The organism is Burkholderia sp. BCC1208, from assembly GCF_902833095.1.
Taxonomy (GTDB): domain Bacteria; phylum Pseudomonadota; class Gammaproteobacteria; order Burkholderiales; family Burkholderiaceae; genus Burkholderia.
This window is the reverse complement of sequence record NZ_CADFDY010000010.1, coordinates 1-15,582: the sequence shown is the minus strand read 5'-3', so window position 1 is coordinate 15,582 and position 15,582 is coordinate 1. Positions and strand designations below refer to the sequence as shown.

Annotated in this window: 16 protein-coding genes; 10 read left to right on the top strand and 6 right to left on the bottom strand. The window is 67.3% G+C overall.

The window, feature by feature from the left end; all coding sequences use genetic code 11:
- The first annotated feature begins 48 nt into the window (after positions 1 to 48).
- Complete coding sequence (gene pnuC / locus HWX09_RS23575) at positions 49 to 693, top strand: nicotinamide riboside transporter PnuC (RefSeq protein ID WP_027782387.1); 645 nt, start codon at positions 49 to 51, stop codon at positions 691 to 693.
- A 24-nt stretch (positions 694 to 717) separates the two neighbouring features.
- Complete coding sequence (locus HWX09_RS23570; protein ID WP_027782388.1) at positions 718 to 1,908, top strand: phosphotransferase; 1,191 nt, start codon at positions 718 to 720, stop codon at positions 1,906 to 1,908.
- A 178-nt stretch (positions 1,909 to 2,086) separates the two neighbouring features.
- Here HWX09_RS23570 and HWX09_RS23565 read toward each other — a convergent pair whose 3' ends face one another.
- Positions 2,087 to 3,382 (bottom strand): aminotransferase class I/II-fold pyridoxal phosphate-dependent enzyme, encoded by a 1,296-nt coding sequence (locus tag HWX09_RS23565; RefSeq protein ID WP_027782389.1) that lies wholly within the window; start codon positions 3,380 to 3,382, stop codon positions 2,087 to 2,089.
- Between the two features lie 148 nt (positions 3,383 to 3,530).
- On the opposite strand from HWX09_RS23565, the gene HWX09_RS23560 reads away from it, so the two are divergent.
- On the top strand, positions 3,531 to 4,202 hold the full coding sequence (locus tag HWX09_RS23560; RefSeq protein WP_027782390.1) for an O-methyltransferase: 672 nt from the start codon (positions 3,531 to 3,533) through the stop codon (positions 4,200 to 4,202).
- Between the two features lie 9 nt (positions 4,203 to 4,211).
- Here HWX09_RS23560 and HWX09_RS23555 read toward each other — a convergent pair whose 3' ends face one another.
- Complete coding sequence (locus HWX09_RS23555) at positions 4,212 to 5,363, bottom strand: DUF1176 domain-containing protein (RefSeq protein ID WP_027782391.1); 1,152 nt, start codon at positions 5,361 to 5,363, stop codon at positions 4,212 to 4,214.
- A 152-nt stretch (positions 5,364 to 5,515) separates the two neighbouring features.
- On the opposite strand from HWX09_RS23555, the gene HWX09_RS33890 reads away from it, so the two are divergent.
- The gene (locus tag HWX09_RS33890; RefSeq protein ID WP_268907346.1) at positions 5,516 to 5,638 is read left to right on the top strand and encodes a hypothetical protein; all 123 of its coding nucleotides are present in this window, start codon (positions 5,516 to 5,518) and stop codon (positions 5,636 to 5,638) included.
- A 30-nt stretch (positions 5,639 to 5,668) separates the two neighbouring features.
- On the opposite strand, the gene HWX09_RS23550 is transcribed toward HWX09_RS33890, so the two are convergent.
- Complete coding sequence (locus HWX09_RS23550; RefSeq protein WP_027782393.1) at positions 5,669 to 6,421, bottom strand: class I SAM-dependent methyltransferase; 753 nt, start codon at positions 6,419 to 6,421, stop codon at positions 5,669 to 5,671.
- Positions 6,422 to 6,434: 13 nt separating this feature from the next.
- On the bottom strand, positions 6,435 to 7,061 hold the full coding sequence (locus tag HWX09_RS23545; RefSeq protein WP_027782394.1) for a LysE family translocator: 627 nt from the start codon (positions 7,059 to 7,061) through the stop codon (positions 6,435 to 6,437).
- Positions 7,062 to 7,226: 165 nt separating this feature from the next.
- Here HWX09_RS23545 and HWX09_RS23540 point away from each other — a divergent pair, with 165 nt between their 5' ends.
- From HWX09_RS23540 to HWX09_RS23530, 3 genes are all read left to right on the top strand, one after another.
- Positions 7,227 to 8,027, top strand: coding sequence for a helix-turn-helix transcriptional regulator (locus HWX09_RS23540; protein WP_027782395.1), 801 nt, complete (start codon positions 7,227 to 7,229; stop codon positions 8,025 to 8,027).
- 121 nt (positions 8,028 to 8,148) lie between these two features.
- Positions 8,149 to 8,568 carry an ATP--cob(I)alamin adenosyltransferase gene (locus tag HWX09_RS23535; protein WP_027782396.1) on the top strand — a complete coding sequence of 140 codons (420 nt, stop codon included), beginning with the start codon at positions 8,149 to 8,151 and terminating at the stop codon, positions 8,566 to 8,568.
- A gap of 105 nt (positions 8,569 to 8,673) precedes the next feature.
- Positions 8,674 to 9,678 (top strand): LysR family transcriptional regulator, encoded by a 1,005-nt coding sequence (locus HWX09_RS23530; protein WP_027782397.1) that lies wholly within the window; start codon positions 8,674 to 8,676, stop codon positions 9,676 to 9,678.
- Between the two features lie 232 nt (positions 9,679 to 9,910).
- Here HWX09_RS23530 and HWX09_RS23525 read toward each other — a convergent pair whose 3' ends face one another.
- Positions 9,911 to 10,831 (bottom strand): LysR substrate-binding domain-containing protein, encoded by a 921-nt coding sequence (locus HWX09_RS23525; RefSeq protein WP_027782398.1) that lies wholly within the window; start codon positions 10,829 to 10,831, stop codon positions 9,911 to 9,913.
- Positions 10,832 to 10,939: 108 nt separating this feature from the next.
- On the opposite strand from HWX09_RS23525, the gene HWX09_RS23520 reads away from it, so the two are divergent.
- Both HWX09_RS23520 and HWX09_RS23515 read left to right on the top strand, forming a co-directional pair.
- Entirely contained in the window at positions 10,940 to 12,022 is a 1,083-nt protein-coding gene (locus tag HWX09_RS23520) for a tartrate dehydrogenase (RefSeq protein ID WP_027782399.1), read from the top strand.
- 176 nt (positions 12,023 to 12,198) lie between these two features.
- On the top strand, positions 12,199 to 13,509 hold the full coding sequence (locus tag HWX09_RS23515; RefSeq protein ID WP_027782400.1) for an MFS transporter: 1,311 nt from the start codon (positions 12,199 to 12,201) through the stop codon (positions 13,507 to 13,509).
- Positions 13,510 to 13,587: 78 nt separating this feature from the next.
- On the opposite strand, the gene HWX09_RS23510 is transcribed toward HWX09_RS23515, so the two are convergent.
- Entirely contained in the window at positions 13,588 to 14,103 is a 516-nt protein-coding gene (locus HWX09_RS23510) for a shikimate kinase (protein ID WP_027782401.1), read from the bottom strand.
- 56 nt (positions 14,104 to 14,159) lie between these two features.
- Here HWX09_RS23510 and HWX09_RS23505 point away from each other — a divergent pair, with 56 nt between their 5' ends.
- Positions 14,160 to 14,489, top strand: a complete 330-nt coding sequence (locus tag HWX09_RS23505) for a hypothetical protein (protein ID WP_034185266.1) — start codon at positions 14,160 to 14,162, stop codon at positions 14,487 to 14,489.
- Positions 14,490 to 15,582 lie beyond the last annotated feature (1,093 nt).

Sequence of the window (15,582 nt, the reverse complement as noted above, 5' to 3'; positions counted from 1 at the left end):
CGGCTGCGTGACGCGCGGCCCCGGCAGCCCATCAGGAGAGCACAGACGATGTCCCCACTCGAAATCGCCGGCGTGATCGTCAGCGCGCTCGCGATCTGGCTGACCGCGAAACGACGCATGCTGTGCTGGCCGGTCGGCCTCGCATCGGTCGCGCTGTACGGCTGGATCTTCTTCGACGCGAAGCTGTATTCCGACATGCTGCTGCAGGGCGCGTTCGCGGTGCTGCAGGTGTACGGCTGGCAGCGCTGGCTCGCGCAGCGCGCGAGCGAGGCCGCCGGCGGTGCCGACGGCGAGGCGGCGCCAGCCGGCGATGTCGCGCCCGTGACCGGCGTGCGGCCACGGCAGATGCTGCCCGACCTGATCGCGGCCGTCGTCGGCAGCGCGCTGCTCGGCGGGATGATGGCCCGCTGGACCGATGCGGCGCTGCCGTTCGTCGATGCGTCGCTGACCGCGTTCAGTCTCGTCGCGCAATACTGGACCGCGCGGCGCTACATCGCGTCGTGGGGGCTGTGGATCGTCGTGAATGTCGTGTACGTCGGGATGTTCGTGTTCAAGGAACTGTATCTGACGGCCGGACTCTATGCGCTGTTCATCGGGCTGGCTGTCGTCGGCTGGCGCGACTGGAGCCGGACGGCCACCGCATTGCGCGCGGCCGCCGCCGGCCCGCTCGCATCGGGCGGCGGCGCGCGCTGATTCAACTACGGAGCAACGCCGTTCATGTCATTCCCCCTCGAGCCGGACGGCCCCCTGTCGCGCGACGTCGCGCCGCCGCAATTCGGCGTGGACGGCGAGCAGGCCGAACGCGACTGGCCGCTGATGACGCACGATGAAGTGGCGGCCGTGCTCGCGCGGATCGACGGCGCGGGCGAGCCGGTGCGGCTGACGTGGCACAGCCCGCGGCAGTTCGCGGCGGCCGTGCTGGTGCGGATGGCGGACGGGCGCGGGTTGTTCGTCAAGCGTCATCACGCGAGCCTGCGCGATGTCGCGGGGCTCGAGGAAGAGCATCGCTTCATCGCGCATCTGCGCGCACGCGGCGTTCCGGTGGTGGACGTGCTGGCCGATCGCAACGGTGCGACCGCGTTTGCGTCCGGCGAATGGACGTACGAGGTGCACGTGCTCGCGCCCGGCGTCGATCCGTATCGCGGCGTGATGTCGTGGCAGCCGTTCACGCATCCTTCGCATGCGTATGCGGCGGGCCGCGCGCTCGCCGAACTGCATCGCGCGTCGGCCGGCTACGATGCGCCCGCGCGGCCCGTGCGCACGCTGCTGTCGAGCTTTCGCGTGCTGTCGTCCGCCGATCTGGCGGGCGCGCTCGAACGCTGGGTCGACGCGCAGCCGCTGCTCGTGCGCGCGCTCGGCTCGCGCGACTGGCGTGGCGACGTGGCCGACGCGATCGGCCCGTATCACGCTCGCCTCGTGCCGCTGCTGCCCGCGTTGCCGCCGCTGTGGACGCACGGCGACTGGCACGCGTCGAACCTGTTGTGGACCGATGCGGGGCCTGGTGCGCAGGTCCGGACCGTGCTCGATTTCGGCTTGTCGGACCGCACCTGCGCGGTGATGGACCTCGCGCTCGCGATCGAGCGCAATACGGTCGACTGGATGGCGCCGGCCGATGCGCGGCGCATCGAATACGACCAGATCGACGCACTGCTCGACGGTTACGAATCGCTCGAACCGCTGAGCGACGACGCGTATGCGGCGCTGGTCGCGCTGCTGCCGATCGTGCATACGGAGTTCGCGCTGTCGGAAGTCGCGTATTTCGGTTGCATCATCGATGCGCCGGCGATCGTCGACATCGCGTACGACGGCTACCTGATCGGGCACGCGCGCTGGTTCGGCGAGCGCGACGGGCGACAACTGCTCGACTGGCTCGTGCAGCGGCGGCGCGCGAAGCAAGGGCTTGCCTGATTCTGGGGAATAGGCGGATAGCCTCTCGGCGGTTGGCGTGTCGCAGCGAAGGCTGCGTGGCACGATCGTCCGCGCCGGGCGCCGCCCCGGCATCAACCGGGGATTGAACACCTTGAAGCCGCTCCAGGGTCAAGCGGTTTGATGCGGGCGCACCGGCATGCCGGCGCGCCCGTTCCGGTCAAAGCTGCGCGAGCGCCTGGTCGAGATCGGCGAGCAGGTCGTCGATATGCTCGATGCCGATCGACAGCCGCACCGTTTCTTCCTTCACGCCGGCCTTCGCGAGCTCGGCCGGCGACAGCTGGCGGTGCGTGGTCGACGCCGGGTGCGTCGCGAGCGACTTGGTGTCGCCGATATTGACGAGCCGCGTGAACAGCTTCAGCGCATCCTGGAACTTCGCGCCGCCGTCGCGGCCGCCCTTCACGCCGAACGTCAGGATGCCCGGCGCGCGGCCCGACAGGTAGCGCGCGACGAGCGGATGATCGGGGTGATCGGGCAGGCCCGCATAGTTCACCCATTCGACGTGCTCGTGGCGCGCGAGGTGCTGCGCGATCTTCAGCGCGTTGTCGCTGATCCGCTCGATACGCAGTGCGAGCGTCTCGATCCCCTGCAGGATCTGGAATGCGTTGAATGGGGAGATCGCCGCGCCCATGTTGCGCAGCGGCACCACGCGGGCGCGGCCGATATAGGCGGCCGCTCCGAATGCGTCGGTATAGACGACGCCGTGATAGCTGACGTCCGGCTCGTTCAGCCGCTTGAAGCGGTCCGCATGTTCGGCCCACGGGAACTTGCCCGAATCGACGATCGCGCCGCCGAGGCTCGTGCCGTGCCCGCCGAGATACTTCGTCAGCGAATGCACGACGATGTCCGCGCCGTGTTCGAACGGGCGCAGCAGGTACGGCGACGGCACCGTGTTGTCGACGATCAGCGGGATGCCGTGGCGATGCGCGATCTCGGCGAGCGCTGCGATGTCGGTGACGTTGCCGAGCGGGTTGCCGACCGATTCCGCGAAGATCGCCTTCGTGCGCGAATCGATCAGCGGTGCGAACGATGCGGGATCGCGCGGATCGGCGAAGCGCGTGGTGATCCCGTATTGCGGCAGCGTATGCGCGAACAGGTTGTAGGTGCCGCCATACAGCGAACTCGCGGACACGATGTTGTCGCCGGCTTCGGCGATCGTCTGGATCGCGTACGTGACGGCGGATTGCCCCGACGCGAGCGCGAGCGCGCCGATGCCGCCCTCGAGCGCGGCGATCCGCTGCTCGAGCACGTCCGTCGTCGGGTTCATGATCCGCGTGTAGATGTTGCCCTGGACCTTCAGGTCGAACAGGTCGGCGCCGTGCTGCGTGTCGTCGAATGCGTACGCAACGGTCTGGTAGATCGGGACGGCGACCGCGCGCGTGGTCGGATCGGGACGATAACCGCCGTGCACGGCGATGGTTTCGAGGCGCCAGTTCGGATTGGCCTGATCGGTCATGGGTGCTCCGTTTGTTGTTGTGAAGGTCGAGGGTCCTGCCGTCCGGCGATTATAGGAGCACGTGTATGGCTGCTCTTAGAACGAATGGTGTGTTGCTTATCGCGGCGCGGCGCATAGAATGCCTTTTTCCGCGGACGAAAGGTGTGCGATGGATCAGGATCGGTGGAACCAGGTGGATGCGTATTTCTCGGCGACGCTCGTGCCGTCCGACGCCGCGCTCGACGCCGCGCTGGCGGCGAGCGACGCGGCCGGGCTGCCGGCGATCAACGTCGCGCCGAACCAGGGCAAGCTGTTGCAGTTGCTCGCGACGATCCGCGGCGCGCGGCGGATCCTCGAAGTCGGCACGCTCGGCGGCTACAGCACGATCTGGCTGGCGCGCGCGTTGCCGCCGGGCGGCTCGCTCGTGACGCTCGAGCTGAACCCCGCACACGCGAAGGTCGCGACGCAGAACATCGCGCGTGCGGGGTTCGCGGCGGTCGTGTCGGTGGTGGTCGGCAGCGCGAAGGAGAGCCTCGCGCGGCTCGTCGATGCCGGCGAGGCGCCGTTCGATTTCATCTTCATCGATGCGGACAAGGACAACAACGCCGTTTATCTCGACGCGGCGCTGAAGTTGTCGCGGCCCGGCACGGTGATCGTCGTCGACAACGTCGTGCGGAACGGGCGCGTGGCCGATCCCGGCAATCGCGAGCCGGACGTGGTCGGCGTGCGCGACGGATTCGCGCGCCTCGCGGCCGAGCCGGCGCTCATGACGACCGCCGTGCAGACGGTCGGGCAGAAGGGCTGGGACGGATTCTCGATCTCGATCGTCGGCGCCGCGTGACGTGACGCGTCAGTGCGGGCTGTCGGCCGCATCGGCCCGGCGATACAGGCGCGGCCATTGAGCCTGGAACAGACCGTTGCAGGTGCCGTGCGTCGCGAGGTCGTCGAGCACGAAGCGCCGGCCGTCGAACACCCACGACGCGGTCGAGCCGCAATCGCCGGCGCTGCGCAACCGGACCGTGCTCGACAGCGTCGCGCTGGCGGAATCGTAGCCGGCGTCGGTCAGCTCGTTCGCGAACGACGCCGAATCGAGGCCCGCGCTCGCGTTCTCGCCGAAATTCATCGCGGCCGGCATGTACGGAGCGCTGCGGCGCACGCGATACCACAGGTCGGTGTGGTTATACAGGCTGCTGGTCTGGCACGGAATCGCGACGAGCGCCTCGTCGGACGAAATCGCGACGGCTCTCGACGCTTTCCTGCGGTCGCTCGCCGACATTTCGTCTTCGACATCGGCCGCACATTGCTTAACGTCGGCGCCGAATTTCGCGAGGACCGCGTCGACGAGCGGACGCTGTTCGGCGATCGACAGGGTCGAGGCGGCCGGCGGCGCGGGCGTGACCGCGGGCGGCAGTGCGGGCGCGGTCGGCACCGACGACGCAGGCCGGGTGCCGGGGCGCAACAGCGCCGTGACCGTGCCGACGCGACCCTGCGTGTCGTCGATCAGCAGCAGCGCGGCATTCAACCCCGCCAACGGCGTCCGCGCGGTGTGCGCCGACGCCGGATCGCCAAAGCTCAGCAGTTGTGCATTGCGCGCCGCGGCGAGCCACGCGGCCACCGTGGCCGGATCGTTGGTCCGGACCCGGAACGGGTGCGCTTCGTCGTCGGCCGTGTCGCCGAAAGCATGCCATTGCGCCGGCATCGCATCGAACGGCCGGCCATCGACGCGTGCGGTGCGCAAGTCGATCGGCGCCGATGCGTAGAGGTCGAGCGACGGTTGCGCGTCCGGGCCGGCATCGCGCGTCACGCGCAGGATGAGGGTGGGACGTGCATCGTCGATATCGTCGGCGTGACTTTCCGCGATACAGCGATTGCCGTTGTCGCAGACAACCGACCAGCTCTTGAAATCGCGCTCGACCGGCGGCCGCGCGAGCGGACGGGCCTGCGTGATGATCGGGGAAGCGGCGAGGAGGGCGGCGAGGGCGAGCGAAAAACGGTGCGACATGGCGGTTCGGATCGACTGGGAGAAAGCGGGCGGAAGATGCCGGACTGCAAGCGCATCGTCAGCAAGCGGTGCAGGTCGAGTGCAGTGGCGCGAACGGCATCCAGTATACCGCTGCCGCGGGGATGATCGATGTGACGAATCGGTGGGCGAGCATGCACGCCGCCGATCGACGCGCAAGCGGCGCGATGCACCTGCACCTGCACCTGCACCGCGCCGCGCAGCGCCGCACGATCCGGTATGCGTATGCGGTGGACACGCTGCCGGCCGCCGGCTGACGCAATCGATGCGCGCGCATTCAGGCGCGCTCACGCGCGGCAGATCGCGATGATCTCCGCGCTGGTCGCCTCGTCGAACGGCGCATGCTGCCAGTCGCCGCACCAGTCGGCCGACGCGAAACCGGCCGCCGTCACGCGGGCCTGCAATTCGGATTGAGCGATGAAACGCAGCCGGCTCGTATTCGTCAACTCCGTATCGTCGCGGCGGAAGCAGTAGTGCGTGTCGAACGTCACGATCGCGCCGTCGATCGCCCGCACCGCGTGATGGAGATCGACGATGCTGAATGCGCGCGATTCGACGCTGCGTGCCGACTGCGCGGGCGTCCATGCTCGCCATGGTTCGGTGCGCGGGTTGCGGGTGTCGAACAGGAAGCGGCCGCGGTCGGCGAGCACGTGTCGCACGCCGTGCAGCGTCGCGTCGATGTCGTCGTCGCTCAGCAAGCACTGGAACGCATGCCCGGTCATCACGACCGCATCGAAGGGCGCACCGGGCGGCAGGCCGCCGAGCCCGCAAGCGAACCAGCGCACGGCGTCGGCGCCCGGCTGGAGTCGCGCGTAATCGATCATTGCCGGCGCGGGATCGATCGCGACGACGTCATGCCCGGCCGCCGCGAGCCGTCGTGCGAACGTGCCGGTGCCGCAGCCGAGATCGAGGATGCGTTGCGGCGCGGCGCCGATCGCGGCGGCGTAGAACGCGAAGTCCCGATCGCCCGCGTTGAACAGGTCGTACACCGCGACGAGGCGCGGGTCGGTGTAGAGCAGGTCCGCGCCGGCGCGCGTCATGCGGCCGCGCGCATCAGCGCTGCTGCACGGCCACGCGCAGCCCGAGCGCGATGAAGATCGAGCCGATGATCTTGCCCTGCCAGCGCGTGAGCCACGTGAGCCGCTTCACGATGCGGCCGAGCGGGCGGATCGAGCATGCGAGCAGCGTCGTGTAGAGCGAGCTCAGCACAACGAAGATCAGCCCGAGCACCGCGAACTGCACGAACGTCGAGCCGCGCTCCGGATGCACGAACTGCGGCATGAACGCGAGAAAGAACAGCGCGGTTTTCGGATTCAGCACTTCGGCGGGAATCGCCTGCAGGTATGCCTTGAACGGCGTCACGGGCGACACCTGCGGCAGCGACGGATCGGCAGCCTTCTCCAGCAGCGCGCGCACGCCGAGATAGATCAGGTACGCGGCGCCGGCCAGCTTCACGACGTTGAATGCGAGCGCCGACGTCATCAGCAGCGCGGACAACCCGACGGCCGCGAACAGCGTATGCACGAAGTCGCCGCTCGCAACGCCGAGGCCGGTCAGGATGCCGGTCTTGCGCCCGCCCTGCACGGTGCGGCTCAGCACGAGCAGCACGGCGGGCCCGGGGATCAGGAACAGGCCCAGAACGACGGCCGTGAAGGTGGTCAGCGTGGTCAGGTCGAACATGGCGGCTCCGGCAGGTTGGCGCAGCGGCAGGGGATCGGCGCATTGTATTCGGTTCGGCGCACGGCCGCAGACGCCTCGTCGAATGGCGCGGCCGCGCCGGCACCTTTCTGGTATAAGCACGAAAGGACGCGCCGGCGTCCGGCCTTTTCCACAGCCCGTCGTTCCATGCGCGACCTTCCACCGATTACCGATCCCGCCGCGGACGCCGACGTCTATCACGTGCCGCGTCCGCTCGTGGTGTTCGGCGGCTCGGTCGTCGAGCCCGAATGGCGGCTGGAGCGGCACAGCCATCGTCAGGCGCAACTGCTCTACACGCTGAGCGGCGTCGTCTATTGCGAGATCGACGGCGGCGTGTGGAGCGCGCCGCCGCAATGCACGGTCTGGATTCCGGGCGACGTCCCGCATGCGGCGCGCGGCTCGGCCGGCGCGACCTTCTACGCGGTACTGGTCGAACCCGACGCGGCGCTCGAGCTCCCTACGCGCTGTTGCACGCTGGCCACGTCGCCGCTGTTGCGCGAGCTGCTGCTGAAGGCGGCCAGCTTCCCGAACCTGTACGACGTCGACGGGCCGCAAGGGCGGCTGGTGGCGACCTTGCTCGACGAACTCGTCGCGGCGCCGGTCGAGGACTTGTACCTGCCGATGCCGGCCGACCGCCGGCTGCGCAAGCTGATCGACCATCTGCTCGACGATCCGGCCGACAAGTCGCCGCTGCCCGAACTCGCCCGGCGCGCGGGCATCAGCGAGCGCAGCCTGACGCGCCTCGCGACGAAGGAACTCGGGATGAGCCTCGGCGACTGGCGCCGGCGGCTGCACGTCGCGCTGTCGCTGCGGATGCTGACGACCGGCCGCCGCGTGCACCAGATCGCGATCGATCTCGGCTACGAGAGCGCGAGCAGCTTCGTCACGATGTTCCGCAAGGCGACCGGCAAGTCGCCGACGCAATTCCTGACCGACCGGCAACGCTGAACGGCCGGAGTGCGCGCCCGCGCACCGTTTGGCCGGATTGAAAAATCAGTTGGCCGGGATGAGAAATGACGCATTGGGTGTCGATCCATAAAATGAGAATCGCTCTCATCTGGAGGTCGACATGCAAATCGTCACGACTGAATTCCCGTTCGTCTGGCTGCGTTACAGCGGCTCGATTCACACCGATCCCACCCGCCTGATTGCCGAACTCGACGCGCTGCTGGCGCGCCGCGAACGCTTCGTTCTTCTGACCGACGATGCGCCGTCCAGCGACGATCGCGCCGACAACGATCACGAGATACGCAGGCAGCTCGCGAAGTGGAGCAAGGCCAACCGCGCGCTGTCGCGCGAATGGATTCCCGGGATGATCGCGATCGAGCCCAATGCGGCGCGGCGCGTGGCGCTCAATGCCTTTTCGGGCGCCTTCGAGAAGGTCTGGGGGTATCCGCTGAATGCGGCGGCGAGCCGCGACGACGCGCTGGCGCTCGCGCAACGGCTGCTCGCCGAGCCGGCGCGCAGCGTCGCGGCGGCGAACGCCTGAGCGACGGCCGCGCGGGTCGCGCGGCTTGCGTCGACATCGACATCGACACGCCGCACGGTGCGCGAACGCGCGCCGCGGCATATCGCAACCACGCAGAGGTGTGGGGTGGACAATCCGATCCGCGCGATGCGCATCTTCACGCGCATCGTCGAAATGAACAGCTTTACGCGCGCGGCGCAGGCGCTCGGCATTTCGCGCGCCACCGCGACGCGCACCGTACAGGAGCTCGAAGCGGCGCTCGGCATGCCGTTGCTGGTGCGCACGACGCGCGCGTTGCGGGCGACGCCCGAAGGCGACGCGTACTACCGGCGCTGCGTCAGCATCACGGCGGACGTCGACGAGCTCGAAGCCAGCATCCGCGGCGCCGCGCTGCATCCGAGCGGGCCACTGCGCGTCGAATTGCCGGCGTCGGTGGCGGGCGCGATCGTGTTGCCGGCGCTCGGCGAATTTCACGCACGGCATCCCGATCTCGAGCTGATGCTCGCCGTGGCCGGGCGCGCGGTCGATCGCATCGGCGACGCGATCGATTGCAGCATCCGGCTCGGTACGTTGCCCGATTCGTCGCTCGTCGCGCGCCGGCTCGGCTCGCTCGAGCGCGTGACGTGCGCGAGCCCCGCGTATCTCGACCGCTTCGGCGTGCCGCGCACGCCCGACGAGCTGGGCGCGCATCGCGCGGTAGGCGGGTCGCACGTATTCGGCCAGCGTCCGGCCGAGCTCGAGTTCGTGGTGGGCGACGCGGTGCGCAAGGTGCGGCTCGACGGCATCGTCGGCGTGGACGACGAGCAGGCGTATCTCGCATGCGGCGTGCACGGCCTCGGGCTGATCCAGCCGACGCGTGTCGCCGCGCAGCCGCTGATCGAGGCGGGGCGGTTGCGGGAAGTGCTGTCGGGCTGGCAACCCGATGCGCTGGCCGTGTCGGCCGTCTACGTGAAGCGACCGCATGTGTCGCCCGGCGTGCGCGCGTTCGTCGACTGGATCGCCGAGCGTTTCGTGCAGGCCGGGTATGAGCAGGAAGGGCTGGCGGCGGCGGGGGCGGTGGGGTGGCGGCCGGCGCTGCCGGGTGCAGCCGCTACCGGCGATCGCTACGGCGGGCTGGTAGCGGTGGCCTGAAAGCGGAATGCCGACGGCAAGCCCTCAAGCGGTTGCGAGGCGGAATGCGCCGGCCATCCGATCCGTATCGAAGAATGTCAATATTTTGGCGATTTCGCACGAAGCTTGCCGGAATATTTTCCTCGCATGTCGGGTGAACATCCGTGCGACCATACCCCGCGAGCCGACACGGTACGCTCGCTCGCAGCCCGCGTACCGTGCCTGACGCTGCCATGCGTCGGTGAGCGACACCCTACGTCGCCTTCAGCCGCCCGAAATCCTCAGCCAGAAAATCGACGAACGCGCGAATCCGCGTGGACATCTGGTGGCGCTGCGCATACACCGCGTAGATATCGGCGCTCGGCGTTTCATGACCGGGCAGCACGACAACCAGCCGCCCGTCGGCGAGATAGTCGCGCAGGTCCCATTCCGCGCGCATCAGGATGCCGTGCCCGTCGAGCGCCCACTTCACCGCGATCTCGCCGTCGTTCGTCGTCAGGTTGCCGTTGATCCGCACGGCTTCCGTATGGCTGGCCGCGCCGCGCCGGCTCGTCAGGCGCCACACGCCGTAACCTTCGTCGCCCTGCCGGATGCCGATGCAGTTGTGCCGCGTCAGGTCGTGCGGCGTGCCGGGCGTCCCGTGCCGCGCGAGATACGCCGGTGCCGCGCACAGCAGCCGGCGGTTCGGCGCGAGCCGCCGCGCGACGACGCGCGTGTCGGGCGGTTCGCCGAAGCGGATGCACACGTCGAACGCGTCGTCGGTGAGCGGCGGCGGCATCACCGACAACTGCAACTGCACCGACACCTCCGGATAGCGCGCGACGAAGCGCGAGATCGCCGGGCCGACGTGGCTGCGCCCGAAACCGAGCGTCGCGTTCACACGCAGCAGGCCTTTCGGCCGCTGCTTCGCGCTGCCGAGCAGTTCGCCGAGTTCGTCCATCTGGTCGAGGATCCGGCGCGCGTAGTCGAGGTACACGTCGCCTTCGGGCGTCAGCATCATCCGGCGCGTCGTGCGATTGACGAGCGTCACGCCCGCGCGCCGCTCCATCTGCGTGAGCCGCTTGCTGACAGCCGCCGCGGTCAGTCCGAGTTCGCGCGCGGCCGCGCTCAGGCTGCCCGAGGCGGCCAGCGTCGAGAAAAAGCCGAGATCGGCCGGCTGGACGGTATCCGTCATGACGGGATTCATGAATTTAAGTTAAAGATGCTTTGAGTATAGCCACGGCTTCTGCACTTCTGGTTCGGTAAAGTGCGTTCACGCTCACGATCAATCGAGGATGTCCGCATGAAGACCTACCGTATCGCAACGATTCCCGGCGACGGCATCGGCAAGGAAGTGGTGCCGGCCGGCAAGCAGGTGCTGGAAGCGCTGGCCCGCGGCAGCGACCGCTTTGCGTTCGAGTTCGAGGATTTCGACTGGGGCGCCGACTACTACCGCCGGCACGGCGCGATGATGCCGGCCGACGGCCTCGACGCGCTGCGCCGCAAGGACGCGATCCTGTTCGGCTCCGCGGGCGACCCGGACGTGCCCGACCACGTGACGCTGTGGGGGCTGCGCCTGAAGATCTGCCAGGGCTTCGACCAGTATGCGAACGTGCGCCCGACGCGCATCCTGCCGGGCATCGACGTGCCGCTGAAGCGCTGCGGGCCGGACGACCTGAACTGGGTGATCGTCCGCGAGAACTCGGAAGGCGAATACGCGGGCGTCGGCGGCCGCGTGCACCAGGGCCATCCGATCGAGGCCGCGACCGACGTGTCGATCCTCACGCGCGCCGGCGTCGAACGCATCATGCGTTTCGCGTTCCGACTTGCGCAGTCGCGGCCCCGCAAGCTGCTGACCGTGATCACGAAGAGCAACGCGCAGCGTCACGCAATGGTGATGTGGGACGAGATCGCGAAGCAGGTCTCGCACGAATTTCCCGACGTGACGTGGGACAAGGAACTCGTCGATGCGGCGACCGCGCGCATGGTCAACCGCCCGGCGTCGCTCGACACGATCGTCGCCACCAACCTGCACGCGGACATCCTCAGCGATCTCGCCGCCGCGCTCGCGGGCAGCCTCGGCATCGCGCCGACCGGCAACATCGATCCCGAGCGCCGCTATCCGTCGATGTTCGAGCCGATCCACGGCTCCGCATTCGACATCATGGGCAAGGGGCTCGCGAATCCGGTCGGCACGTTCTGGTCGGTCGTGATGCTGCTCGAACATCTCGGCGAGGCGGATGCCGCCGCGCGCGTGATGCAGGCGATCGAGGCCGTGACGGCCGACCCGTCGCTGCACACGCGCGACCTCGGCGGCAGCGCGACGACCGCGCAAGTGACGGCGGCCGTCTGCGCGCGCGTCGCGAACGCGGCGGTCGTGGCCTGACGGCGGCGAAGCGGTGACGCGGTGACGGTCGCGCGTGTGCGCGGCCGAGCGCCGCTCGCTCGCTTCACTCACGGATTTTCAGCCCGGGACTCGCGCATGCGACGCGAGCCGGGCGCCGGCCGGCGCTCGAGGTCCACCGACCGACGGCGCAGGCCCGACCTCGAAGGAGGAGACACATGCAGACGGATCTGGAAACCCGCGTCGCACGGAAGCTGATGTGGCGCATCATTCCGTTCGTGATGCTGCTTTATTTCGTCAGCTTTCTCGATCGCGTCAACGTCGGCTTCGCGGCGATGACGATGAACAAGGCGATCGGCCTGTCACCGACCGCGTTCGGGTTCGGCGGCGGCCTGTTCTTCATCGGCTACTTTCTATTCGAAGTGCCAAGCAACCTGATTCTCCATCGCGTCGGCGCGCGCATCTGGATCGCGCGCGTGATGATCACGTGGGGCATCGTGTCGGCCGTATCCGCGTTTGCGGCCGGGCCCACCAGCTTCTACGTGCTGCGCTTTCTGCTCGGCGCGGCCGAAGCCGGCTTCTTCCCCGGCATCATCCTGTACCTGAGCCTATGGTTCCCCGCGAAGCAGCGCGCGGTGGCCGCCGCGTGGTTCATGGCGGCCGCGCCGATCTCGACCGCGATCGGTTCGCCGCTGTCGGGCGCGATCATGCAGATGCCGCCGATGTTCGGCCTCGCCGACTGGCAGATGCTGTACATCGTCGAAGCGTTGCCGGCGGTCGTGCTCGGCTTCGTCGTGCTCAGGTGCATGACCGATTCGCCGTCGAAGGCCGCGTGGCTGCAGGCGGACGAGCGCGACTGGCTGATCGCGAAGCTGAAAGTCGAAGCCGACGTGCGCCACACGCATGCCGGGCACACGGCCGGCGCGTGGCAGGCGCTGCGCGATCCGCGCGTGCTGGCGCTCGCGCTGATCTACTTCGGCACGTCGGCGGGGCTGTATACGCTCGGCCTGTGGGCGCCGCTGATGGTCAAGCAGTTCGGCTTCACCGCGCTGCAGACGGGCTTGCTCACCGGCATCCCGAGCGTCGCCGCCGTCGTCGCGATGATCGTCTGGGCGCGGCATTCGGATCGCACCGGAGAGCGTACATGGCACGTCGTGATTCCGTGTGTGCTCGCGTGCATCGGCTTCGTGTTCGCGGGGCAGGCGAGTACCGCGCTGCTGACCGTGCTCGCGCTGGTCGTCGTCAACATCGGGATCAGTGCCGCGAAGGCGCCGTTGTGGGCGATGCCGAGCGCGTTCCTGTCCGGCGCCGGCGCGGCCGCGGGGATCGCGATGATCAACTCGATCGGCAATCTCGGCGGGTTCGTCGGACCGTTCGCGATCGGCTGGCTGAAGCACGCGACGGGCGGGTATGCGGCGGGGCTCTACGTGGTCGCAGGGACGCTCGCGGTGTCGGCGGTGGTTACGCTGATGTTGAGCCGGAAGGCGGCGCGCGAGCAGGTCGTGCCGGGCGTGCAGCAGCATCATTAAGAGCGGCGCGCATCCGCGGTCATGCATCCGGACGTCCATGCGATGCGCTGACGGCCGCGTGCGACCGAAGCAGCCGCGTCAATGCGCGGGCAGCACCGCGCGTCGAGCGATCTCCGTCGCGCACATGTCAGGCGACGCGTTCGACGTATCGATCACGCAATCGCTGAACGCGCGCGACGCATATCCTTCCCGATACATCTCGGCGATCCGTCGCCGTTCCCAGTCCGTCAGTGCACGCGTGCCGCGGTTCGACGCTGCAACCGCTTCGGGTGGCGCGAGCGTCACGACGAACAATCGCGCATCGCGCGCGTTGCATGCCGCGCGCAGCCGCTCGAATTCCGCTTCGCCGATCGGATAGGCGATCACGAGGTGGCGTTCGCGCGCTTGCGCGATCTGCGTGACCAGCCGCTCCAGCGCGATGGCCCATTGCACGTCGAACGGCGCATCTTCGGGCGCATCGTGATCGTCGCCGTCGATGAAGCGCGCTTCGGGCAGCACGCATGCGAGTGCGCGACCGATCGTCGTCTTGCCGCTGTTGATCGGGCCGTTCAGGTGGATGACGGTGAGCGGCGTGTTCGTCGATGTAGAGGACATGAGGAGCGGGGTTGATCGGACGCCTTCATTGTGCCTCGACGTGAAATCGATTTGTAATGTCGACTCAGAGCGCGGCCAATGCAGCTAACGGCGTGCGGTTGAACAACCAACTCGCGGCGGAGGAGATCGCTAACGGTCATGCGTTTGGCAAGCACGTGATCGAGCAGAATGAGTTTGGTGGCACTATTACGACGCAACAGCAGTTTGCTAGCCAGATCGAAAATATACTGAACAACCCCTCGGCAACGAAGCCGCTGAGCAACGGGCGTTCTGCATATTGGGACGATGCATCCGGTATGGTTGTGATTCGGAACCCCAAAGCGGCTGATGGCGGAACGGCGTTTAAGCCGATGAATGGGAAGTCCTATTTTAATAACTTGAGGTAACTATGAGGCTCAACAGGATCACCGACTACGTCGAGATGGAGGTAAGTCTCGAGGAGTTACTCGTGCTCAACGCGGCTCTTAACGAGGTTTGCAATGGTATCGATGTGTTCGAATTCGAAACACGGATTGGTGCCCGACGAGCCAAAGTAGAGTGTTTGATAGCAGAGATCCAGGCGGTACTCGATCAGACCGAGAAACGATAGAGGTCTGATAACCTGCTAGTGAGGCGTTCGTGCAAGATTGAATTCGTCAATATAAACGGCGGAATCTCCGGGACCGTTTGGAGGGCGCGATGGCGCAATTGCAGGCGAGCGCGTGCGTCTCACGGCCTTGAACGAGAATTCGAGGAATGCGTCGTGCCAACGTGATTCTCAAGATCGCGAGCGCGCGCTTTCGCTGGGCGGAGCTCGATCGCCATCTCAAGTCCAGCAGGCCTTCATCGATTAGCATGGCGTCACCTTCGTGATCGTGCTGAACGGCAAGGTCTTGCGAATCGCCCGCCGGAACACGGGCGCCATGCTGTGTGTAGTGGCCTACAAGGCGATCTTCAACAATATGTCCGGCGTACCCAAAAAGCCATGAAAGTTAAGTGCATTCGCTTACTTGACGCGTTCGGTCGCGAGGTACAGTCCTCTCCATGGCTGACACTCGGGCGTATCTACCATGTAATGAGCGTCGAGATTGACGCTGATGGAAAGCGTCGTTACGGGCTAGTGACGTCCGAGAGGGCGGGAGAATGGCCAAACATGGGGGCGCACCAAGCGGAGTGTTTTGAGTTCGTAAGCACGACGGTGCCGTCGAACTGGCGTTCCAGAATAAATGTGAATGGGACGATCAGCATTGCGCCAGCAGCGTGGCAAGAATCGGGCTTCTTCGAAGCATTTTATGATCGAGATCTTACGGTGTATCCAATCTTCGAGCGAGAGCGTGACCTTATTGTGAATGAGGATCCGTGAGCATTTGTCGGACTTGGATGCGCTGCCAATGAGGCGACGGGCAGATGTCCGGCAGAAGCTTGGCGCCCTTCAATATCAGCGGGGCGAGCCGACGTTGAGCGGCCACCTTCACGAGGTATTCGTGGGGGGGGGGGGGG